Below are 18,411 nucleotides of genomic sequence, written 5' to 3' on the forward strand. Positions count from 1 at the left end.
GTGTGTCGACCACAGTGCCATCGGAACGACTCGCGGAGTTCCTCTGGGAACGACACGCCAACCCCTGGAGCGGGTGGACGCGCGTCTTCGCGTTCCCGGTGCTGGTGTACGCCGTCCTGACCCGGCGCAAGCGACTGCTGGTCGCGGCGGTCGCGGCCATCGCGGTCAACCCGGTCGTGCTCCCCCAGCCCGACGACGCTCGGGCCTGGACCAGCGAGGTGATCCAGGCCGAGCGCTACTGGGCCGACCACGGGAACCAGGGCGCACTCCTCCGGTCGCTCGACGCAGCGACGCTGCCGGTGACCGTCGCCGCCCTGTACGCCGCCTACCGACGGAAGCCGAAGTCGACGGCGGTCCTGACGGCGGCCTCGATGGCGCTGAAGTTCGCGTTCGTCAACGCGCTCGTTCGCCACTACGAGTCCGCGACCGAGGGCGACACGCCGACGGCGGCCACGGACGCCGCCGCGACGGATAGCGCACGGACCGACGCCTCCGAGGACGGCCCCCCGTAGGTGTTTTCGCCCCGGGGCCCTCACTCGTCGCCATGGACGCACAGCTCCGTGCGGGCGTCGCCGTCTACAACGCCGGCTACCACCACGCCGCCCACGACGCCTGGGAACAGCGCTGGCTCGACCTCGACGAGGGCGACGACGAGCGCTTTCTCCACGGACTCATCCAGTTCACCGCCGCCGTCCACCACGCGCGGCATCGCAACTGGTCGGGGGCGACCGGCCTCGCCGACAGCGCCGGCGACTACCTCGCCGACCTCCCCGCCGACTACCGCGGCGTGAACGTCGGTGAGGTCCGCGCGTACCTCGGCGCGCTCGAACGGGACCCCGAACGTGTCGAGCGAGCGCCAGCGCCGTCGCTCACCTACGAGGGCGCGGCGCTCGCGCTCGCGGATCTCGACTTCGAGTCGAGCACCGTCGCCGCCGAGGTACTCGCCGAGGGACTGGGCTACGACGAGGCCACCATCGAGCGGGGGGTCGAGTACGCCCGCACCGACCTCGAATCGGGCGAGGAGGGCAGCCAGTTCGTCACGTTCGTCCTCGATTTCGTCCGCGACCCCGACAGCCGACCGATCGTCGCCCAGCGACTCTCCGAACACGTCGACCGCCGTGAACGTCGGGAATCGGACGTGAACGGACTGTTCGACGAGCGGTGAGCCGGTCCCGTCCGCGCGTTCCCCCGTGTCCCCCCGTCATCGACGGATCACGTGCGCGATGTCGTCGAGAGCCGTGTACTCGTCGGCGGTTCGCTCCAGTACCTCGGACGTCGAGTCCTCGAAGGCGGCGACGTGAACGATCTTCCCCTGGTTCTGGACGTATCGGATCGCTTTGAGGAAGTCCCGGTCGCCGCTGACCACCGTCGCCACGTCGTAGGAATCGACCACTCCCTGAGCGATCAGCTCGACCGTGAGCCGGATGTCGGCCTCCTTCTCGTCGAGTCCGTCCTCGGTGCGTTTCAGGTCCGTGGACTCGACGCGGAACCCGTTTCGTTCGAGGAACGCGTAGAACCCCTCCTTGTCCCCCCGATTGCCGGGCTCGTGCGAGTCGAACCAGTACCCCCGTACCAGGTCGCGCTCGCCGACGAGTTCCCCAACCAGTTTGTCGATATCGTAGTCGAAACTCCCCCCTCCGAAACGTCTGGCACCGCCGACGAGATTTTGCGCGTCGACGAACAGCATCGTTCGCTTCACTGCCATGTATAGCGGGTCGACCTGTTAGTTGATAAATTACCGGTACCGTCCAGCGCCGTCAGATTCGAGTCGACGCGGTCCTTCGCTACTCACGTGGAACCCAACGTCGGCGGACGCGACCGTCTCGCACGTGGCATCGTCGCGGTACTACTGACCGTCGTCGCGGTGAAGGCGCTCGTCAGCGGCAAGCGCTCCCGGGGCCTCCTCCTGGGCGTCGCCGCGCTCGGGTTGGGATTCAACGCGACGACCTGTTTCTGCGGGCTGAACCGGGCGCTGGGGATCGACACGACCGAGTGAGCGAAAACAAGCGTTATCCGTCTGTTCGCATACGTACTGGTGTGCCCACTTGCCGGAACTGCGACGCCGTCGTGACGAAATCGTACGTGCGAGTGTTCGCGCCGAACGGGATGGACCAGCCCCGCGTCTGCCCGAACTGCGAGGACAAGACTCGCGACAAAGGCGACGTGCGAACCAAACGCAACTGAACTGAACTGAACGCCGACTCCGCGGTCGCCGACCGCGGCCCGGCCTCGGGACCCCCTCGGTCCGAAGAGCCTGCGGTCTTCCGCTCGTAGACCGTCGCTACACGTCGCGCTCGTAGTCGGCGACGTGCTCGTCGGCGTCCCACTCGGCGGAGTTGTCCTGCGGGTCGTAGCCCAGCGCCTCCCTGGCGCGCTCCAGCGAGTAGTACTTCCTGTCGTTGTCGGAGATGCCGTAGACGATCTCGAAGTCGTAGTCGGCTTCCAGGGCGCAGCGGTGGATACGGGCGCAGTCGGGATAGGAGAGCCACATCGCCTGGCCGCGCTCGTAGTCGATCGGTGGGTGACCCCGAGTGAGGTTACCGATGCGAACGTTGCACACCGAGATGCCGTGTTCGTCGTGGTAGTAGCGACCGAGCACCTCGCCGGCGGCCTTCGAGACGCCGTAGTGGTTGCCGGGACGGGGGAACTCGGTACCGTCGAGGCGGTAGTCGTCGCTCTCGCGGTACATTTCGGGGGTCCGCTCGTCGGTCTCGTAGGCGCCGACGGCGTGGTTCGAGGAGGCGAAGACGAACTTCTCGACGCCGGCGTCGACGGCGGCCTCGTACATCTTCTCGGTGCCGTCGATGTTGTTCGACAGCACGGAGGGCCACGGCGCGCTCGGTCGCGGGTCGCCGGCGAGGTGGATGACGGCCCCCACGCCGTCCATCGCCTCGGCGACGGCCTCCTCGTCGGTCACGTCGCCGATGCGATACTCGTGGTCGGGCTCGTCGTCCGGCGGGCTGTGGAGGAGCAACTGCCACTCGTACTCGTCGGCGAGCCCCTCCAGCACGGCCTGCCCGACGCGACCTCCTGCACCTGTGAGTAAGACCGGCTCGTCCATTCAGGTGAACCCTTGCGACCGCCCAGTAAGTAAGATGCGGTTCCGCTCCCATCTTTTTCGCCGGGGGGGTTTCCTCGCTCGCTTCGCTCGCTGCGGGAACCCCCCGGGCAAAAACATGGGTGAAAAAGCCGACTGCTCGGCTTCGCCTCGCAGTCGGTGAACCGGCGCCTCCGGCGCCGGATGCTCAGTACAGGTGAGATACCTACCACTCGATGTTATCTACTTACTGGGCATTTGGTAGTCCAAACACAGTGCAAGAGGAAGTAAACGCGTCTGGTGACGTTTACCCGACGCTATTGTATGAGTCGCCTGGGCTCTACTTGTTCGTTCCCTGCATTACTACTCGTGCCGTCGCACGGTCCTGTTCTGAGGTTCTGAGGAATCCTTTCGTGAAGCCCGCACCGAACGTCGCGTCGACGAGACCATCGCCTGTCTCGGGCGTCCCCTCACAGTCCACGACAGTGGCGAAGCGAACGGTGGAGGAGTTTCCCGTTGCGCTGTCAAACGTCAGATTCCACCGGTATCCCCTCGTCAACTGGTCAGTATCCAAGTAGAGGTTCGAGTCCGTGTCGTCATCGTCGGCCGGAACAACGTCTCCGGAGTGTGAGACGATCGAACCCGACTGCCAGTCGTGTTCGACTGTCAGCGAGGCAGTTTTCCACCCACTGCTCGCTCGGTAGTTTGACCCTGGAATGAGTCGGTATCTGGTGACGAGGGCGTACCGATCGGTCGGTTCGAGGTCGAGGACCGACGCGTCTTGCAGAACTGTACCGTACGTCTCGCTCCCCGCCGTCGTCGTGTCAGAGACCACGACGGGGCTATTCCGTTTCCCCGCCGGAGGTACCGGCTCCTCGGCATACGTTGCTGGTGGAGCGGAAGGCTGGTCAGCGACCCGCGCTGTGGCCCCGAGGGCGCCGACGACCCCAGCGGTGCCGGCCAGTCCGAGAAGCGTGCGACGCTGCATTAGTTCGGAGGAATGTATTCTAGACGAAATATCTGTTGATAAACCTGAAGATAAATGCCTGCAGAACAATTGGCCCGGAAGATACGACGCGCTCAATACGCAGACGGTACAGCCCGTCCACCCGCGGCCGACACTGATTACTCCCGGGCGGCCCAGCGGCCGGTATGGACGCCACCGAGGCCCAGACGGCCTGCTTCGAAGCGGGCATCAAGTTCGGGACGCTGTACCACCAGTTCGCGGGCACGCCGGTCAGCCCGGCGAGCGCCGATAGTCTCGCCCGCGCGATGGAGGAGGCCATCGAGAACCAACCGCACTGCGAGTCGGTGACCGTCGACGTGCTGGTCGAGGAACTCGAAGCCGAGCTGGCCGATTCGGCCGCGGACTACACGGAGCTGACCGGCCGGTTCGTCGAAGTCGAGATGACGATCGACTACGAAGGTCACCAGATCCGAACCCGGATGGACGTGCAAGACGGCTACCCGCTGATGCGGGTCGAAGACGTGTCACCCGACGCCTGACCGTCGGCGACCCCCGAGAAGGGATTACAAGCGGCTGGGAGCTGTCGGCCGACCACGGGAGATATGTGACTGGGCGGACAACCGACCCGGTATGTCTCTCGCCGCCCTGAACGATATCACGGACGCCGTCCGGGCGACCAAGCGGTTCCTCACGCCGGTCGACCGCGTGCGGTGGTTCCGGCTCGCGGTCGTGCTGTTCTTCGTCGGCGGTGCCGGCCTCTCGTTCCAGGGCGCGCCGACTGCGGGCTTCGGCGGCGGTACCGACGCGCCCGACCCGGCCCCCGGCGCTCCTCCCGGGCCGGACATCACACCCCAGGTGACGCCGGAGCTGGTGGTGTTGATACTGGGAGTCGTCGCCGTCGGACTCGCGGCGTTCTTGCTGTACTCGGTCGTCGGCGCGACGATGGAGTTCGCCTTCGTCGCCGCCCTGCGCGACGAGGAGGTCCGTCTGCGCCGATCGGTCCGGCGGTACTGGCGGCGCGGCCTCCGGCTGTTCGCCTTCCGACTGGTGGTCTGGGTGGTCACCGTCACAGCCATCGCGGCGGTGCTGCTCGGGACGGGCGCGGCGCTGGGCGGGTGGCCGCCGACGGTCTGGAGCGACGGGACGATCATCGCCGTCGTCCTCCTCGCGATCCCCGTGTTCGTCCTCACGGTGTTGGTCGTCGGGACGCTGCTAGGCTTCACGACGATGTTCGTCGTGCCGGTGATGCTCGCCGAGGACCGGGGCGTCCTCTCGGCCTGGCGCCGGTTCTGGGGGACGCTGACCGCCGAGCCCCTGGAGTTTCTCGCGTACCTCGTCCTCTCGGTCCTCCTCGGCATCGGCGTCTCGGTGGCCGTCGGCTTCCTGCTCGTGTTGCTGCTGATCGCCCTGGCCGTCCCGTTCCTGATCGTGGGTGCGCCGCTCGGGTTCGCCCTCGCGATGGCCGGTGGGGGAACCGCGGTCGGGGCGTCGTTGCTCGTGCTCGCGCTGCTGTACGGCCTGCTCGTGTTCGTCGGTGCGCTGCTGATCCAGGTCCCCTTCGGGACCTTCCTGCGCTACTATGCGCTGTTCGTCCTCGGCGACGCCGAGCCCGAGTTCGACGTGATCCCCGACGCCCGTGCGGCCGTCCGCACCGACGGCGGCGACGACGGTGACGGCCACGACGGAGACGGGGCCGCCGGTACCGCGACGGGCGAGGACCCCGGCGGGTCGACACCCGGCGGGAGCGCGAGGCCCGACGACGGCGAGACCGAGGCCGATGTCGGCTGGAACGTCGACCGCGAGGATCGCGGCCGCGGCGACGACGATACGGACCGACGGTAGCACCGCCCGCTTCGCCGCGATCGATACCGGCGGACCGTAACTGATCGGCCGGGTCGGCGTGCTGGGGTCGTTCGTCAGCTGTGACAGCGATTTTCACTTTCAGTTCCAGGCGTGTTTTTAAAACGGACGGGGCCGAAGGAGAGGACATGAGTCAAGCGACCTTCGACGACGACGACCTGTTCGAGGACGCGGCCAGCGAGATGCGCGAAGACGTGGAGGCGAGCCTCGCCGAGGCCCGCGCGGCGCTCCCCGAGGCCGACGCGATCTGGGACGTCGAGGCCGACAACACGCTGGGCGTGCTGAACGCGCTCCGGTCGGCGCTGGACGTCGAAGACGCCGAAGACCACCTCGTCGACGCCAAGAAGTGGTACACGATGGGCGAGCGCGCCGACGCCTTCGAGGACGCCGAGGATCTGGCCGAAGAGATCGAGACGGTCGAGGAACTGATCGACGACGTGACCGCGGCCCACGAGGAGGTCAGCGACCTGGCGAGCACCGTCCCGCAACTGCGCAGCGCGCTGGAGGAGTTCGAGGCCGACGACGAGACCGAGGAGGGCGAGGAGGATGACGCCGAGGCAGAGGCCGACGCCGACGCCGAGGAAGCCGAGGCCTGAGGACGGCCGCGTCGCCGGGCGGGATTCCGCCGGTCAGCGCCGCTCGGGTCGGGACACGTCTCGCGTCGCCAGTTCGTCCAGTAGCGTCGACAGCCGTTCGGCCGCACGCTCGCGCAGCCACTCGCCGAGCGCCTCGCTCCCGTCGCGGGGGTCGCCCACCGTTCCGTTCTCCGAGAACTCCGCCGAGTCGTAGGCGAGGTTCGTCCCGCTCACCCACTCGCCCCAGCCGTCGGCAGCGCCCGCCGCGGCGTCGTCGACGCGGTCCTCGCGGATCAGGTCGGGGGCCACCGCGCGCACGAGAGCGGTCTCGACGGGGCCACCGTGACCCATCCGGACCGCGTCGAGGTCGACCGGTGGCGCGTCCGGGTCGCCGGTCCAGTCGCGGTCGAGGTCGACGGCGTCGAACCAGGTGAACGCGGCGGCGTACGCGTCGTCGTGGCGCGCGATCCGGCCGCAGACCTCCCGGAGGGCCGCGACGTTGCCGCCGTGGCCGTTGACGACGACGACGCGGTCCCAGCCGTGGTGGGCCAGACTGGCGACCGTCTCGCGGACGTAGTCGCGGAAGGTGTCCTCGCTCACCCAGAGCGTCCCCGCGAACTGGCGGTGTTCCTCGGCGACCCCGACCGGGACCGTCGGCGCGACGACGACCTCGCCGTCGTAGGCTTCGACACCGGCCTCGGCGACAGTCTCGGCGGTCAGCGCGTCCGTCCCCAGCGGCGCGTGCGGGCCGTGCTGTTCGGTACTGCCGACCGGCAGGACGGCGAGACCCGTCTCGACGGCGTCGGCCTCGGACCACGTCGATGTCGAGAGGTGCATACCGGTCGCTCGCGGGGCCGACGGTTAAGCGATACGGCCGCGTGGGGTCCGCGCGGTCGGACGGTCGCGACCGCGTCGGCGGACGTCCGCGGGCTTATTTCGCCGGCGCCCGTATCCGACGCCATGACCGACGACACGGACGAGATCGACCCGTCGAGCCTCCAGACGCGGATCGACGCCGGAGAGTCCGTTCGCGTCCTCGACGTTCGCGACCGCGACGAGGTCGAACAATGGCGCCTCTCCGGGCCGGGTGTCGCCCTCACGCAGAAGCCGTACAACCGCTTCTTGCAGGCCAACGTGACTGGAACTCTCGAGGAATTCGTCGCCGACGTCGAGGGCGAGGGACCGATCACCGTCGTCTGCGCGCGAGGCGAGGCCAGCGGCGAGGTCGCGCGCGACCTGACCGACGCCGGCTTCGACGCGCGGAACCTCGCCGGTGGGATGGAAGCCTGGGCACGGCTGTTGCTCGCCGGCGAAGTCCAGGGGGCGCTCCCCGACGCGCCCGGAGCGACGCTCGTCCAGTACCGACGCCCCTCGAGTGGCTGTCTGGGGTATCTGCTCGTCGCCGACGGCGAGGCGGCGGTCGTCGACCCGCTCCGGGCGTTCACCGATCGGTACGTCGCCGACGCCGCCGAACGGGACGCGGAGATTACGACCGTCGTCGACACGCACGTCCACGCCGACCACGTCAGTGGCCTGCGAGCGCTGGCCGACGCGACCGGGGCGACGCCCGTGATGCCCGCGCCGGCCGTCGAGCGCGGCGTGACCTACGACGTGGATACGGTCGAGGATGGGGAGACCATCGCGGTCGGCGAGTCGTCCCTGACGGCGGTCCACGCGCCCGGCCACACCACCGGTATGACCGCTTTCGCGGTCGGCGACGCGCTGCTGACCGGTGACAGCCTGTTCACCGACGGCGTCGCTCGGCCGGACCTGGAGGAGGGGGCCGACGAGGCACCCGCGTTCGCGCGCGAGCTCCACCGAACGCTCACCGAGCGCTTCGCCCGCTTCCCGGACGAGACGGTCGTCGCGCCGGGCCACCACAGCGGGGACGCCGTCCCCGGCGCCGACGAGGCCGTCACAGCGCGGCTGGGGAAGTGTCGGGAATCGCCGGTCTTCGACCTCGACGAGGGCGAATTCGTCGAGCGGATAACCGGGCGGACGCCGCCACGGCCGGCCAACCACACCGAGATAATCGCCGCCAACCTCGGCCGGGAGTCCGTCACCGACGACGTGGCGTTCGAGCTGGAACTCGGGCCGAACAACTGCGCGGCCGCGCCGGCCGACGACTGAGGCGGCGCTGGGGTGTCGGCGAAGGCGGCGGACGACTCAGAACGGCAGTTTATCGCGGATCTGACCGAGGAGAGAGCCCTCGTCGGGGTCGATGGGACCGACGACGCCGTCTTCGGGGACGATGACCGTCCGGTGGTCCTCCTGGTGGGCCTCGATGAGGCCGTCCGATTTCAGGTCGGCCAGCGCCGATTCCAGCGTGTCGATGTCGACGTCGACCCGCGACCGGAGCTCGAAGACGGTCATTCCCTCTTCGCGCCGGTCGGCCAGCGCGTCCAGGACCGCGACCTCGACCTCGTCGCGGTCGCGGTACTCCGGTTTCGCCTGCATACTACTCCCTTCGGTTGGCCGGGTCTTACGTGTATCCCCCGAGATGCCGGTCGCGACGCCCCCGACCGAGGGTGTCGGACCGCACGACTGCTCGGCGTTCGGACAAACAGCACGCTTATGGTTCGGACGGGTCGAACACGTGGTAATGAGTATCAAGTGTTCGCTCCTGGGACACAGCTTCGGCGAGACGACCGTCGAGCGGGAGCGCGAGGAACAGGGGACGGAAGTCGTCATCACCATCACCGAGATGGAGACCTGTTCCCGCTGCGGCGAGACCCGCGTGGTCTCGGAGAACAAGGAAGTGACGACCCTCGAGACGCCAGAGGGCGGTGCCGACGAGTTCGAGGCCACGCCGGGCGAGGGGGCCGACGACACCGCCGACGTGGTCGACGCGGGGGAGTCGGCCGACGCGGGGGAGTCGGACGCGAGCGGTGACGACGGTGGCGCTGGCGACGAAGGAGTCGGCGGGAGCGACGCCACGGACGCCGTCATCCTCGACGACGACAGCGGCGCGGAGTCGTCGGCCCAGGCGGAGGCCCGCGGCGCCGAGACGACCATCCCCGACGCCGAGGACGGCGCGACCGCCGAGGCCGAGGTCGACAGCGACGAGGACGACGCGGTCATCATCGGCGACGACGAGGGGGACGACCGCGCCCCCGGCGAGTGGCCCGACGAAGAGGCCGAACCCGAGGGTGACCACTCACCCGACGACGAGGGGGACACCGACGACGACGATGACGCGACCGCCGACGAGCGGGCGCCGGACGCCGAGGGCGACGACCGCGACCCCGGCGAGTGGCCCGACGAGCCGTCGGACCCGGCCGAGCGCGCCGGCGAGACCGCGGAGGTCGAGATCCTCGGTGGCGGCGACCAGGACGGCGACGCCGAGACGGGCGGTGACGGATCGGCCTCGGAGGACGGGGTCGGCGGCCCCGACCTCGCCGACGCGCCCGCCGCGGACTCGCCAGACGCCGACGCCGGCGGGGGCGACGGAGCGAACGGTGACGCGGCGAGCGACGACGTCGCCGGTGCCTGGCCGGAGGAGGAAGACCCCTCGACCGGCGCCGAGTCGATGGGCGAGTGGCCAGAGGAGACCAAGCGTGACCAACCGACCGACCCCGGTGCCGCTGGGCCGTCACTCGACGGCGAGGAGACGCCGTCGGTCACCGTCCCCGAAGGGACGTTCAAGTGCTCGGAGTGCGACTTCTCCACGGAGGCCGACGCCACGTCGCTGCGCGCCGGCGACTTCTGCCCCGAGTGCCGACGCGGGACGCTCCTCGAACACGCGGACACCGTCGCCGAGGAGTGATCGGGGCGCCCACTCGACGCGCTCGAAAAAGGTAAGAATGGTGCTCGCAAAGGGTCGGCCATGCGGGAGTACAAGATGCGCCGGGGAGAGCACCTCGAAGAGCGTATCGAAGACATGGAGGCGACGATCGAGGACTACTTCGGAACCATCTCGACCACCGAGGAATTCAAGGGGAGTGACCTGCACGTGGTCGAGGATCCCGACAATCCGGTGTTCGAGCGCATCACGGCAGGGACGGTCGAGTACAGCGGCAAGAAAGACAAGCTCGCGGTCGACTTCGAGGAGCGGCCCGCCGAAGAGGTCATCGCGGCGGGCGAGGCCGACGCCGCGGCCGACGCCGTCGACGCCAAAAACGACTTTCTCCTCGAAGCCACCGGCCGCGACGCCAAGAGCCGCCGCGACTCGATGAAACGCTCCGTCGAAGACAGCCCCGACGAGGCCGACGAGGTCTGACTCGTTTCCGCCGTCGCGACCGCGCACGGCAGGCCCCCCCCACTACGGTGTGACACACTACTGCCCAGTGGTAGCTCCGCTCGGAATCGAGGCGTTCAGGGACACACTATCCGTCCCCGGCGAGCATCGTGAGAGACGTTTCCGTCGACCGGCGGGCCGTCCCCAGCGACCCGTCGGTCGCGAAGCGATAGCCGGCAGGGCTCGGGTTCCGCGGGAGCCGAGCGGTCGACGACTCCGGCGGTGGTGCGTTACTGCCCGAGCGGGTCGCGGTTGATGGCGACGCCGTGGGGCGTGATGATGAGCTGGTCGTCGCCCTTCTGGGCGATGTCGCCGCCGACCTCGTTGGCGACCTGCTTGAGCTCGTCGGTGATGTGCTCCATCGTCCGGTCCTGGGTCGTGTGGCGCGTGATGTCGGCGATGACCACGTCGCCGTCGTAGACGGCGTCCTTGATGTCGATGACGTCCTGTTTGTCGCCGATCTTCGCGATCCGAACCTGACGGGAGGCCGCCGTCGCCCCCGCGTCGACCCCGTCGCTCTCGATCTCGACGTAGTCCTCTTTCTGCCGGCTACCCCCGGATTCCCCGAGGATTTTGCTCATTAGTCCCATACACTCTCTCCCGGTCGCTGTCCGTTTGTATTTTACGTCAGACATCCCTCGTCGACCGGACACTCGTCGGACGCGGCTCGGGACGACGGGTCAATCGTCGACGCCACTCCCGGTCCGGTCTTCGTCGCTCTCGACGTCGCTCGCGCTGGGACTGTCCCCGCCGTGGGGGGTCTCTCGCCGGCGGACGGTCGCCGAGTGGACCGTCTCGGTCGCGTCGTCGACGACGACCACATCGCCTGGGCTCGTGGGCAGCCGCTCGGTCAGCGAACTCGACATGTACGTCGGCCGGGCGGCCTCCAACGCTGCCAGGTCCGCCTCGGAGGTGAGCCGGTGAGAGACCACGATGTCCGACTGGGAGACCGCCACCTCCGAGACGGCGCTGGGCCGCTGGGTCGCGAGTACGAGGCTCACGCCGGGTGCGCGTCCGCGTGTGAGGATCGTCTCCAGCGCTGCCTCGCCGACGCCGCCGAAGACGGTGTGGGCCTCGTCGACCATGAACCACGGGAGCCGCGCGATCGCACCGTCGACTCGGGCACGGTACAGCGCCTCGCCGATACCGCGGACGACGGCGTTCATCGGCGCCGAGTCCAGCCCCGACACGTCGACGACCGTCACCGCACCGCTGCCCAGCTCCCGGGCGTCCATCCCCTCGGGGTCGAAGACACCCCACGAGTCGGCCAGGTCGAGGTGGTTGCGCGCCGCGCGCCTGTCGACACCCGGCGCGTCGGTCGCCTCGACGGCGTCCCGCATGTCCGAAAGCGTCGGCTGGCCCTGGGCGGCCCGCCAGACCAGCCCGCCCGCGCCGCTCTCGGGCGACAGATCTAACAGCGCGCACCACGACCGCGGGTCCAGCGTCGTCGCCGTGATCTGCGGGTCGTCGACCACCTCGGCGGGGACGGGCTCGCCCTCGGCGGGTTCGGCCAACGTCGGAAACACGCCCATCGGGTCGACGACGACGGGCGCGACGCCGTCGGCCCGCGCGAGCGCCTCGGCGAGGACGCCCAGCGTGTAGGACTTCCCGTAGCCGCGCTTGCCGACGATCAGCGTCGCGTGCGGGCCGTCGAGGTCGACGTGCAGCGGCACGCCGCTGGACCCGTCCCGCGCTCGGTAGGTGCCCAGACGCCCAGTGGGCCCGTCCTCGTCGGCCTGCGCCGCAGTTCCGCGTCCGATGACGAACGTCACGGGGGACGGTGGTCCCGGCTTCACCCTTGAAGGTTCGCCGAGCGCGAGCCAACACTGACGGTGATCGCTCCCTACTCCTCGCCCGTGACGTTCAGCATCTGCGTTCGGGAGACCTACACCGACGAGACGGGCGACGAGCAGACCCGGTACGGCGTCGCGGTGACGACGCGACTGGCCGGCGTGGGGACGCTGTGTCCGTTCGCCAGTGAACACGGCGCCGTCGCCACCCAGAGCCTGGTCAACGTCGACCTCGGTCGGACGGGGATCGAGTACCTGAACGACGGGCTCGGGGTCGAAGACGCGCTGGAAGCGCTGCTCGCCGCCGACGACGGCCGCGCCGAGCGCCAGCTCCACGGCGTCGGGTCGGACGGCGAGTTCGCCTTCTCCGGCGAGGAGTGTCGCCCCTGGTACGGCGATATCGTCGGGGAGAACTACACCGTCGCCGGGAACCTCCTGACCGGCGGCGACGTGGTCGAAGCGGTCGCCGAGACGTACGCGGAGGGCGCCGCCGAGGATCCGGACGACCCCGAGTCAGACCCGGAAACGCCGCTGGCCGAACGGCTGATCGACGCGCTCGCGGCCGGCCACGAACTCGGCGGCGACAAGCGCGAGGAGCTCCACGTCCAGAGCGCTGCGCTGCTGGTCCGTTCGACCGAAGACCGCGAGATGACCCCCTACTACGACGACCTGCGCGTCGACGCCACCGAGACCCCTCTCGAAGACCTCCGGGAGACCTACGAACTCGCCGCCGAAGGCTACGAGATGGCGATGGACCGCTACGAAGCGGAGTACGCCGACGACGAGGACGCCGGCGAGTGAGGACGAAGCCGCTCGCTTCGCTGGCTCAGACCGCGAACTCGAAGAGGTCGTCGCCCACGTGGTGGATCGACTCGACGACCTTGCCGGAGTCGCCGACCATGTCCGAACCGTCGGTCTTCGCGCGGCCGACGGCGAGGAACTTCCCGTGGCTCTCCTCGGCGATGGCGACGAGATCGCCGCTCTCGATGGAGTCGTCGGCCTCGACGATGCCGGGGCGCATCACGTCTGCACCGTCCGAGACGAACGAGACGGCGCCCGCGTCGACGGTGACGACGTTACGCTGGGGCGGGAAGGCGTTGGCTCCCTGGACGGTGAGGAACGGTTCGTCCTCGCCGGCCGCGTCCCGAACGTAGAGGACGAGCGGGTCGCCGTCGACGAGGACGACGTTCCAGTCGCTGTCCTCGAACTCGACTTTCTCGTAACTGTCGGCGTCGATCTCGACGCCGAGAGTGGCCGCGACGGCGTCTTCGATGTCGGCGATCGCGTCCGCGCGGAGGTGGTGGCGCGACTTCACGTCCATACGTCGATGTGGGCCGGGTGGCGGGATAAATCGACCGCTCCGCGACGCCGCGCTCGGTCGGACGGGCCCGGTCTACGAGTCGGCCGGGCCGTCGCGGCGGTCACGTCGGTCGTCTGCGGCGTCGCAGCGGTCACGTCGGCCGTCCGCGGCGTCGCGGCGGTCGGGCTCGGAGGGGTCGCTGTCCCGGCTCTCCTCGTCGGGGCTGTGGCGTCGCCCGACGAGCAGGGCCGCGGCGTGGAGCGTCCAGAAAGCGACGAGGACGGGGGCGGTGTCGGCTGTGACGCCGTAGACCGCCAGGATCGGGAGATGGATACAGGGGAGGGCGACGCCGGCCCAGAAAGCCAGGCGCTCGCCGATAGCGGCGGCGTCGGTGGCCAGGCGCCAGAGGTGACGGCGAAGGGCGAGGGTGGCGGGCGGTGCGCTCATCCGTACTCCCCCTTCGACGGACGCCACCCAAAAGTCGGCGAACGCTCAAACCGAGCTTTGAGTCTCCGTGCCAACGGTCGACACCCGAGCGACCGCGACCGCTCAGCCATCGCCGACCTCCGTCTCGGCCTCCGGCTCGGCGCCGGCACCCGCTTCCGAGGGGGCGGCGCGTTCGTCGCGCTGGATGACGCGACCGCTGACGTAGGTCAGGAGTGTCAGCAGGACCAGCGGGACGACCGTGAGTACGTGCGCCCAGAAGACGAACCACAGGTCCCAGCCCCACGGGTTGTAGACCCAGAACATGACGTCGAGGACGGCCAGGATCCCGATTGGGACGAAGTTGACTGTCAGATCGAGCCACGTCTCCTCTGTGAGTTGTAGGACGCTCATGGGTCGTCCGGCACTGGTCGCGCCGTGTTACCGATAGGCGCGGACGGTGGATAGCGATCCGGCTTGCGATGCAAGGGACGGCGCGTCGGCGACAGAATCGGCCGACGGGGCTCGGAGACGGGACGACCGGGTGGGTCCCTGTCCGGAGACGGGCCGGTCCGAAGTCAACCCCGGCCGGTCAGGGGTCGGTGTCGAGTTCGCGGAGGGCGGCGTCGTAGGCTTCCGGGCCGTCGAGCGAGCGGAAGACGTCGTCGAGGGAGTCGTCGAGTTCGGACAACCGCCGGTCGAGGCGGTCGCGGTTCTCTCCGTCGGCGTTCGCGCGTTCCCGAGCGACCCGGAAGAACTCTTCGAGGGTCGTCCGGTAGGTCGCCCGCTGGCTGAGTCGTTCGACGGTCTCCCTGAGGCGGTCGTCGTCGACGGGCTTGAGGAGATAGTCGTCGAACGCCGTCGACTCGACGTCGACGGGCTCGTCGGCGAGCGCGGCGATCTGGCAGTCGGCGTCGTCGGTCCGGACCCGGTCGACGACGCGCTGTGCCGACAGTCCGGGCAGCTGCGCGTCGAGCAGGGCGACGCTCACGTCGGGGTCGAGGCTCGCCAGCGCGTCGGCGCTGTCGTAGGCCGACCGGACGGTGAACCGCTCTCTGAGCACGGCGGCCAGTTCGTCGGTGACGGCCGGGTCGCGGTCGGCGACGAGGACCACCTGCCCGTGGGGACTCCCGTCGTGCGAACGGTCCCGCGTCGTGGACTCGCCGTCGGCCGTTTCGTCTGGATTCATCGGTTCTGGGTGGGCAGGCCGGTTACTCGTCGGCGACATTGGCCGTCCGGAGGTCGACGACGCTGTCGAACAGGACCTCGAACGTCTCGATCGTCTCGGGGTCGTGTACGTCCGGGTTCATGTGGTAGTGAGCCACCGCACCCGCGCGCTCGACCGTGCTCGTCAGCACTTCGAGGAACTTGAACACGGCTCGCTCCTCGGCGCGCTGGAGCAGGTCCGACACCGAGTGGACACAGACGGTCGTCTCGCCCTCGGAGACGAGCGCCGAGAGGTGACGGTCGATCACGTCGCCCAACCCGACCAGATCGGTCTCCGGATCGACCGATTCGACGACCGCGTTGGGCGGGCCGTCGGTCCCGACCGGGGCTGCCGCCGTCGACCGAGCGGCCGCCTCCACGTCGACGACGGTCGCGTTCTCGGGTCGCCCGTTCTCGTGGTCGGTCCAGACGTCGAGCCGCTCGGCCGGCGACTCCATGCAGGTGACCAACAGCGCGCGCTCGCGCTCGCCAGGCCCGTGCAGCAACTCCCTGCAGACCTCGTCCTCGTGACCGCCGACCGTCGGCGCCAGCAGCAACACGTTCAACGGTGTCTCTGTACTCCCACTGTCGTCCGGATTCGTACTCATGGCGATGTCCCCGGAGTTGCCGTCCACGTAACTCCGCTATCTCGTCCAACCGTGTTCGGCATGCAAGTAAGTTCCGTTGGAGTTATCAGTACTGAGATGTAGTCTGTCTGTGTAGTTTCATGTAATTGAGTTTTCGCTCCTCACGTCCGAAGTGTCGCCGTCCGGAATTGGATGCCGAATTGATAGAATCGAAAACGGCACCGGGTGGGTCGCGGCGTGGCTTGCCGTGGCACGGAGGGTTCGTTTGGAAAGTCTTAAATTCACCTCCGGCAAAGCGATGAATGCGTGCCCGGGTGGTGTAGTGGCCCATCATACGACCCTGTCACGGTCGTGACGCGGGTTCAAATCCCGCCTCGGGCGCTTTCTGTCGCGAACTTTTCGGCGAGCACCGCGTAGCGTGTGCTCGCCATCGTGAGCGACGGACCGGTTTCAGGCGGGTTCGAACGAAACCGAGGTTCTGCGCACCAGGCCAGCGCTCGACAGCACGTGTCGACCGCACAGCACCACAACTGCGACAGCGCCGAGCTGCACTGGCCGACGATTCACTCCACAGCGACGCCGATCTCCATCTCGTAGCGCACCAGTGACTCGCCGTCGTCGCTCAGCACGAACTCGCCGCGGAACGTCTCGCCCGCTATCAGGTGGGGCAACCACACCCGGTCGTCGATCCACATCTCGTCGTAGGGCACCGCGCCGGTGGGGTGCCACTCCGGGACGGCCTCCTCGGTCGTCTCGGGCTCGCCCTCGATCCCCTCGGCGGCGAAAACGTAGACGTGCATCGAGTCGTCGTCGACGGTCCCGTCGCGAAAGTGGAAGTCGAACTCGCCGCGCTTCTCGACGCCGACGGGCTCGACGCGCAACTCCTCCCGCACCTCCCGCCGGGCGGCCTCCCGAACGGTCTCGCCGCCCTCGACTTTCCCGCCGGGGCCGACGAGCTTGCCGGCGCCGAGCCCGCGCTGTTTCCGGATGCACAGCAACTCGCCGTCGACCACGGGATGACAGAGCGTCGCCTCGGTCGGCTCCATACCGGGGGACAGTCCCGCCGGCTCGGCTTCAATCTGCTGCCGCGCGACACCGGCCGTCGAACCGTCCGACGCCCGATTCACTTCCGGCGAGCCGACCACGATTCCGTGGGACACCGACCAGTTTTCGTCCCACCGGTCGGAGAAACATACCGTCTGCCGGCGGTTGCGTTCCACTTTCGCTCCGACTGGCAAACGGTTAAGTGGCGCGGGGAGCGTGGTGAAAGTAATGACGGAGGACCCCGAGGAGGGGATGCTGTCGTGGGACGAGTCGGTGTTCCGCGACGAACACGTCTTCGAGATCGACTACCTGCCGGAGACGTTTCTCCACCGCGACACCCAGATGGAGACGCTGAAGTACGCGCTGCGCCCCGCGGTGCGGGGGTCCCGACCGCTGAACGTCGTCGCGCGCGGGCCCCCGGGGACGGGCAAGACCACCGCCGTCCAGAAGCTGTTCGGCGAACTGCGCGCCCAGACCGACGTGAAGACCGTGCGGGTGAACTGCCAGGTCAACTCGACGCGGTACTCGGTGTTCTCGCGGCTGTTCGAAGGGGTGTTCGACTACGAACCGCCCTCTTCGGGCATCTCGTTCAAGAAGCTGTTCTCGCAGATCACCGACCAGCTGGTCGCCGACGACCGCGTGCTGGCGGTGGCGCTCGACGACGTGAACTACCTCTTCTACGAGGACGAGGCCTCCGACACCCTCTATTCGCTGCTGCGAGCCCACGAGGAGCAGGGCGGCGCGAAGATCGGTGTCGTCTGCATCTCTTCGGACCTCGATCTGGACGTGATCGACGCGCTGGACACGCGCGTCCAGAGCGTCTTCCGCCCGGAAGACGTGTACTTCCCGAAGTACGACCAGACGGAGATCGTCGACATCCTCGAAGAGCGGGTCGACCGGGGGTTCCACGAGGGCGTGATGGACGCGCCGGTGCTCGACCGCGTCGCCGAGTGTACCGAAGAACAGGGCGGTGACCTGCGCGTCGGCATCGACCTGATGCGCCGCGCTGGCCTCAACGCCGAGATGCGCGCCAGCAAGGCGATCGAGCTGCAGGACGTGAACAAGGCCTACGACAAGTCGAAGTACGTCCACCTCTCCCGGCGGCTGCAGGAACTCTCCGAGGCCGAGAGCGCGCTGCTGGAAGTGATCGCCGAGCACGACGGCAAGCGCGCCGGCGACATCTACGACGTGTTCAACGACGAGACCGGGCTGGGCTACACCCGCTACTCCGAGGTGACCAACAAGTTAGACCAGCTTGGGATCATCACCGCCAGCTACGCCGACGTGGAGGGTCGCGGGCGCTCGCGAGAGCTGACGCTCAACTACGACGCCGACGCGGTACTAGAGCGGCTGTAAGGTCCGTTCGAGACCCGTTCACACGGTCG

25 protein-coding genes and 1 tRNA gene are annotated in these 18,411 nt (G+C 68.6%); 13 read left to right on the forward strand and 13 right to left on the reverse strand.

Going from position 1 to position 18,411, the window contains the following annotated elements; all coding sequences use genetic code 11:
* Window positions 1–2: 2 nt before the first annotated feature.
* Window positions 3–512, forward strand: a complete 510-nt coding sequence (locus I7X12_RS13150) for a DUF6653 family protein (protein ID WP_198060523.1) — start codon at window positions 3–5, stop codon at window positions 510–512.
* A 32-nt stretch (window positions 513–544) separates the two neighbouring features.
* Window positions 545–1,165 carry a DUF309 domain-containing protein gene (locus I7X12_RS13155; protein WP_198060524.1) on the forward strand — a complete coding sequence of 207 codons (621 nt, stop codon included), beginning with the start codon at window positions 545–547 and terminating at the stop codon, window positions 1,163–1,165.
* 36 nt (window positions 1,166–1,201) lie between these two features.
* Here the strand turns inward: I7X12_RS13155 and I7X12_RS13160 are convergent, their stop codons facing one another.
* Window positions 1,202–1,705, reverse strand: coding sequence for a LabA-like NYN domain-containing protein (locus I7X12_RS13160; protein WP_198060525.1), 504 nt, complete (start codon window positions 1,703–1,705; stop codon window positions 1,202–1,204).
* An 87-nt stretch (window positions 1,706–1,792) separates the two neighbouring features.
* Here I7X12_RS13160 and I7X12_RS13165 point away from each other — a divergent pair, with 87 nt between their 5' ends.
* Window positions 1,793–1,996 carry a YgaP-like transmembrane domain gene (locus I7X12_RS13165; protein ID WP_198060526.1) on the forward strand — a complete coding sequence of 68 codons (204 nt, stop codon included), beginning with the start codon at window positions 1,793–1,795 and terminating at the stop codon, window positions 1,994–1,996.
* Between the two features lie 41 nt (window positions 1,997–2,037).
* Window positions 2,038–2,184, forward strand: coding sequence for a DUF7563 family protein (locus tag I7X12_RS13170; protein ID WP_167837492.1), 147 nt, complete (start codon window positions 2,038–2,040; stop codon window positions 2,182–2,184).
* A 97-nt stretch (window positions 2,185–2,281) separates the two neighbouring features.
* On the opposite strand, the gene azf is transcribed toward I7X12_RS13170, so the two are convergent.
* Together azf and I7X12_RS13180 are read right to left on the reverse strand one after the other, a co-directional pair.
* The gene (gene azf / locus I7X12_RS13175) at window positions 2,282–3,061 is read right to left on the reverse strand and encodes an NAD-dependent glucose-6-phosphate dehydrogenase Azf (RefSeq protein WP_198060527.1); all 780 of its coding nucleotides are present in this window, start codon (window positions 3,059–3,061) and stop codon (window positions 2,282–2,284) included.
* A 316-nt stretch (window positions 3,062–3,377) separates the two neighbouring features.
* Window positions 3,378–4,025, reverse strand: coding sequence for a hypothetical protein (locus I7X12_RS13180; RefSeq protein WP_198060528.1), 648 nt, complete (start codon window positions 4,023–4,025; stop codon window positions 3,378–3,380).
* A gap of 164 nt (window positions 4,026–4,189) precedes the next feature.
* Here I7X12_RS13180 and I7X12_RS13185 point away from each other — a divergent pair, with 164 nt between their 5' ends.
* The 3 genes from I7X12_RS13185 (at window position 4,190) to I7X12_RS13195 (ending at window position 6,460) form a co-directional block, all read left to right on the forward strand.
* A complete protein-coding gene (locus I7X12_RS13185) occupies window positions 4,190–4,543 on the forward strand; it encodes a dihydroneopterin aldolase family protein (protein WP_198060529.1) in 354 nt (117 codons plus the stop codon).
* Window positions 4,544–4,634: 91 nt separating this feature from the next.
* The gene (locus I7X12_RS13190; RefSeq protein WP_198060530.1) at window positions 4,635–5,846 is read left to right on the forward strand and encodes a DUF7544 domain-containing protein; all 1,212 of its coding nucleotides are present in this window, start codon (window positions 4,635–4,637) and stop codon (window positions 5,844–5,846) included.
* Window positions 5,847–5,992: 146 nt separating this feature from the next.
* Window positions 5,993–6,460, forward strand: a complete 468-nt coding sequence (locus I7X12_RS13195; RefSeq protein WP_198060531.1) for a DUF5790 family protein — start codon at window positions 5,993–5,995, stop codon at window positions 6,458–6,460.
* 33 nt (window positions 6,461–6,493) lie between these two features.
* Here I7X12_RS13195 and I7X12_RS13200 read toward each other — a convergent pair whose 3' ends face one another.
* Window positions 6,494–7,276, reverse strand: coding sequence for a creatininase family protein (locus tag I7X12_RS13200; RefSeq protein ID WP_198060532.1), 783 nt, complete (start codon window positions 7,274–7,276; stop codon window positions 6,494–6,496).
* Window positions 7,277–7,399: 123 nt separating this feature from the next.
* Here I7X12_RS13200 and I7X12_RS13205 point away from each other — a divergent pair, with 123 nt between their 5' ends.
* The gene (locus I7X12_RS13205) at window positions 7,400–8,569 is read left to right on the forward strand and encodes an MBL fold metallo-hydrolase (protein WP_198060533.1); all 1,170 of its coding nucleotides are present in this window, start codon (window positions 7,400–7,402) and stop codon (window positions 8,567–8,569) included.
* 36 nt (window positions 8,570–8,605) lie between these two features.
* On the opposite strand, the gene I7X12_RS13210 is transcribed toward I7X12_RS13205, so the two are convergent.
* Window positions 8,606–8,896 carry a DUF6432 family protein gene (locus I7X12_RS13210; RefSeq protein ID WP_198060534.1) on the reverse strand — a complete coding sequence of 97 codons (291 nt, stop codon included), beginning with the start codon at window positions 8,894–8,896 and terminating at the stop codon, window positions 8,606–8,608.
* A gap of 145 nt (window positions 8,897–9,041) precedes the next feature.
* On the opposite strand from I7X12_RS13210, the gene I7X12_RS13215 reads away from it, so the two are divergent.
* Together I7X12_RS13215 and I7X12_RS13220 are read left to right on the forward strand one after the other, a co-directional pair.
* Window positions 9,042–10,205, forward strand: coding sequence for a DUF7093 family protein (locus I7X12_RS13215; RefSeq protein WP_198060535.1), 1,164 nt, complete (start codon window positions 9,042–9,044; stop codon window positions 10,203–10,205).
* Window positions 10,206–10,265: 60 nt separating this feature from the next.
* Window positions 10,266–10,658 carry a DUF5611 family protein gene (locus I7X12_RS13220; protein WP_179919993.1) on the forward strand — a complete coding sequence of 131 codons (393 nt, stop codon included), beginning with the start codon at window positions 10,266–10,268 and terminating at the stop codon, window positions 10,656–10,658.
* A gap of 248 nt (window positions 10,659–10,906) precedes the next feature.
* Here the strand turns inward: I7X12_RS13220 and I7X12_RS13225 are convergent, their stop codons facing one another.
* Both I7X12_RS13225 and I7X12_RS13230 read right to left on the reverse strand, forming a co-directional pair.
* Window positions 10,907–11,266, reverse strand: coding sequence for a cell division protein SepF (locus I7X12_RS13225; protein WP_179909775.1), 360 nt, complete (start codon window positions 11,264–11,266; stop codon window positions 10,907–10,909).
* A 90-nt stretch (window positions 11,267–11,356) separates the two neighbouring features.
* Window positions 11,357–12,448 carry an ATP-binding protein gene (locus tag I7X12_RS13230; protein WP_198060536.1) on the reverse strand — a complete coding sequence of 364 codons (1,092 nt, stop codon included), beginning with the start codon at window positions 12,446–12,448 and terminating at the stop codon, window positions 11,357–11,359.
* Window positions 12,449–12,532: 84 nt separating this feature from the next.
* Between I7X12_RS13230 and I7X12_RS13235 the strand changes: the two genes are divergently transcribed.
* Window positions 12,533–13,267 (forward strand): DUF1028 domain-containing protein, encoded by a 735-nt coding sequence (locus tag I7X12_RS13235; RefSeq protein WP_198060537.1) that lies wholly within the window; start codon window positions 12,533–12,535, stop codon window positions 13,265–13,267.
* A 25-nt stretch (window positions 13,268–13,292) separates the two neighbouring features.
* Here the strand turns inward: I7X12_RS13235 and I7X12_RS13240 are convergent, their stop codons facing one another.
* The 5 genes from I7X12_RS13240 to I7X12_RS13260 form a co-directional block, all read right to left on the reverse strand.
* On the reverse strand, window positions 13,293–13,787 hold the full coding sequence (locus tag I7X12_RS13240; protein WP_198060538.1) for an RNA-binding protein: 495 nt from the start codon (window positions 13,785–13,787) through the stop codon (window positions 13,293–13,295).
* A 72-nt stretch (window positions 13,788–13,859) separates the two neighbouring features.
* Entirely contained in the window at window positions 13,860–14,213 is a 354-nt protein-coding gene (locus I7X12_RS13245; protein ID WP_198060539.1) for a hypothetical protein, read from the reverse strand.
* Between the two features lie 102 nt (window positions 14,214–14,315).
* The gene (locus tag I7X12_RS13250) at window positions 14,316–14,603 is read right to left on the reverse strand and encodes a DUF6684 family protein (protein ID WP_198060540.1); all 288 of its coding nucleotides are present in this window, start codon (window positions 14,601–14,603) and stop codon (window positions 14,316–14,318) included.
* A gap of 178 nt (window positions 14,604–14,781) precedes the next feature.
* Window positions 14,782–15,378 carry a response regulator gene (locus I7X12_RS13255; protein ID WP_198060541.1) on the reverse strand — a complete coding sequence of 199 codons (597 nt, stop codon included), beginning with the start codon at window positions 15,376–15,378 and terminating at the stop codon, window positions 14,782–14,784.
* Window positions 15,379–15,400: 22 nt separating this feature from the next.
* Complete coding sequence (locus I7X12_RS13260; RefSeq protein WP_198060542.1) at window positions 15,401–16,003, reverse strand: DUF7504 family protein; 603 nt, start codon at window positions 16,001–16,003, stop codon at window positions 15,401–15,403.
* Window positions 16,004–16,290: 287 nt separating this feature from the next.
* Here I7X12_RS13260 and I7X12_RS13265 point away from each other — a divergent pair.
* Window positions 16,291–16,363 (forward strand) — tRNA-Asp (locus I7X12_RS13265).
* Between the two features lie 182 nt (window positions 16,364–16,545).
* Here I7X12_RS13265 and I7X12_RS13270 read toward each other — a convergent pair.
* Window positions 16,546–17,028: an 8-oxo-dGTP diphosphatase gene (locus I7X12_RS13270; protein ID WP_198060543.1), complete on the reverse strand. Its 483-nt coding sequence runs from the start codon at window positions 17,026–17,028 to the stop codon at window positions 16,546–16,548.
* Between the two features lie 226 nt (window positions 17,029–17,254).
* Here I7X12_RS13270 and I7X12_RS13275 point away from each other — a divergent pair, with 226 nt between their 5' ends.
* On the forward strand, window positions 17,255–18,382 hold the full coding sequence (locus I7X12_RS13275; RefSeq protein ID WP_198060544.1) for an ORC1-type DNA replication protein: 1,128 nt from the start codon (window positions 17,255–17,257) through the stop codon (window positions 18,380–18,382).
* The last annotated feature ends 29 nt before the right edge of the window (window positions 18,383–18,411 follow it).

The organism is Halosimplex litoreum (assembly GCF_016065055.1).
Classification (GTDB): Archaea; Halobacteriota; Halobacteria; order Halobacteriales; family Haloarculaceae; genus Halosimplex; species Halosimplex litoreum.

Coding starts and splice junctions, on each gene's coding strand:
- I7X12_RS13160 (WP_198060525.1), bottom strand. CDS start 1,705: ATGGCAGTGAAGCGAACGATGCTGTTCGTCGACGCGCAAAATCTCGTC.
- I7X12_RS13155 (WP_198060524.1), top strand. CDS start 545: ATGGACGCACAGCTCCGTGCGGGCGTCGCCGTCTACAACGCCGGCTAC.
- I7X12_RS13190 (WP_198060530.1), top strand. CDS start 4,635: ATGTCTCTCGCCGCCCTGAACGATATCACGGACGCCGTCCGGGCGACC.
- I7X12_RS13200 (WP_198060532.1), bottom strand. CDS start 7,276: ATGCACCTCTCGACATCGACGTGGTCCGAGGCCGACGCCGTCGAGACG.
- I7X12_RS13250 (WP_198060540.1), bottom strand. CDS start 14,603: ATGAGCGTCCTACAACTCACAGAGGAGACGTGGCTCGATCTGACAGTC.
- I7X12_RS13225 (WP_179909775.1), bottom strand. CDS start 11,266: ATGGGACTAATGAGCAAAATCCTCGGGGAATCCGGGGGTAGCCGGCAG.
- I7X12_RS13270 (WP_198060543.1), bottom strand. CDS start 17,028: ATGGAGCCGACCGAGGCGACGCTCTGTCATCCCGTGGTCGACGGCGAG.
- I7X12_RS13195 (WP_198060531.1), top strand. CDS start 5,993: ATGAGTCAAGCGACCTTCGACGACGACGACCTGTTCGAGGACGCGGCC.
- I7X12_RS13255 (WP_198060541.1), bottom strand. CDS start 15,378: ATGAATCCAGACGAAACGGCCGACGGCGAGTCCACGACGCGGGACCGT.
- azf (WP_198060527.1), bottom strand. CDS start 3,061: ATGGACGAGCCGGTCTTACTCACAGGTGCAGGAGGTCGCGTCGGGCAG.
- I7X12_RS13220 (WP_179919993.1), top strand. CDS start 10,266: ATGCGGGAGTACAAGATGCGCCGGGGAGAGCACCTCGAAGAGCGTATC.
- I7X12_RS13240 (WP_198060538.1), bottom strand. CDS start 13,787: ATGGACGTGAAGTCGCGCCACCACCTCCGCGCGGACGCGATCGCCGAC.
- I7X12_RS13275 (WP_198060544.1), top strand. CDS start 17,255: ATGACGGAGGACCCCGAGGAGGGGATGCTGTCGTGGGACGAGTCGGTG.
- I7X12_RS13245 (WP_198060539.1), bottom strand. CDS start 14,213: ATGAGCGCACCGCCCGCCACCCTCGCCCTTCGCCGTCACCTCTGGCGC.
- I7X12_RS13205 (WP_198060533.1), top strand. CDS start 7,400: ATGACCGACGACACGGACGAGATCGACCCGTCGAGCCTCCAGACGCGG.
- I7X12_RS13180 (WP_198060528.1), bottom strand. CDS start 4,025: ATGCAGCGTCGCACGCTTCTCGGACTGGCCGGCACCGCTGGGGTCGTC.
- I7X12_RS13210 (WP_198060534.1), bottom strand. CDS start 8,896: ATGCAGGCGAAACCGGAGTACCGCGACCGCGACGAGGTCGAGGTCGCG.
- I7X12_RS13260 (WP_198060542.1), bottom strand. CDS start 16,003: ATGAGTACGAATCCGGACGACAGTGGGAGTACAGAGACACCGTTGAAC.
- I7X12_RS13215 (WP_198060535.1), top strand. CDS start 9,042: ATGAGTATCAAGTGTTCGCTCCTGGGACACAGCTTCGGCGAGACGACC.
- I7X12_RS13185 (WP_198060529.1), top strand. CDS start 4,190: ATGGACGCCACCGAGGCCCAGACGGCCTGCTTCGAAGCGGGCATCAAG.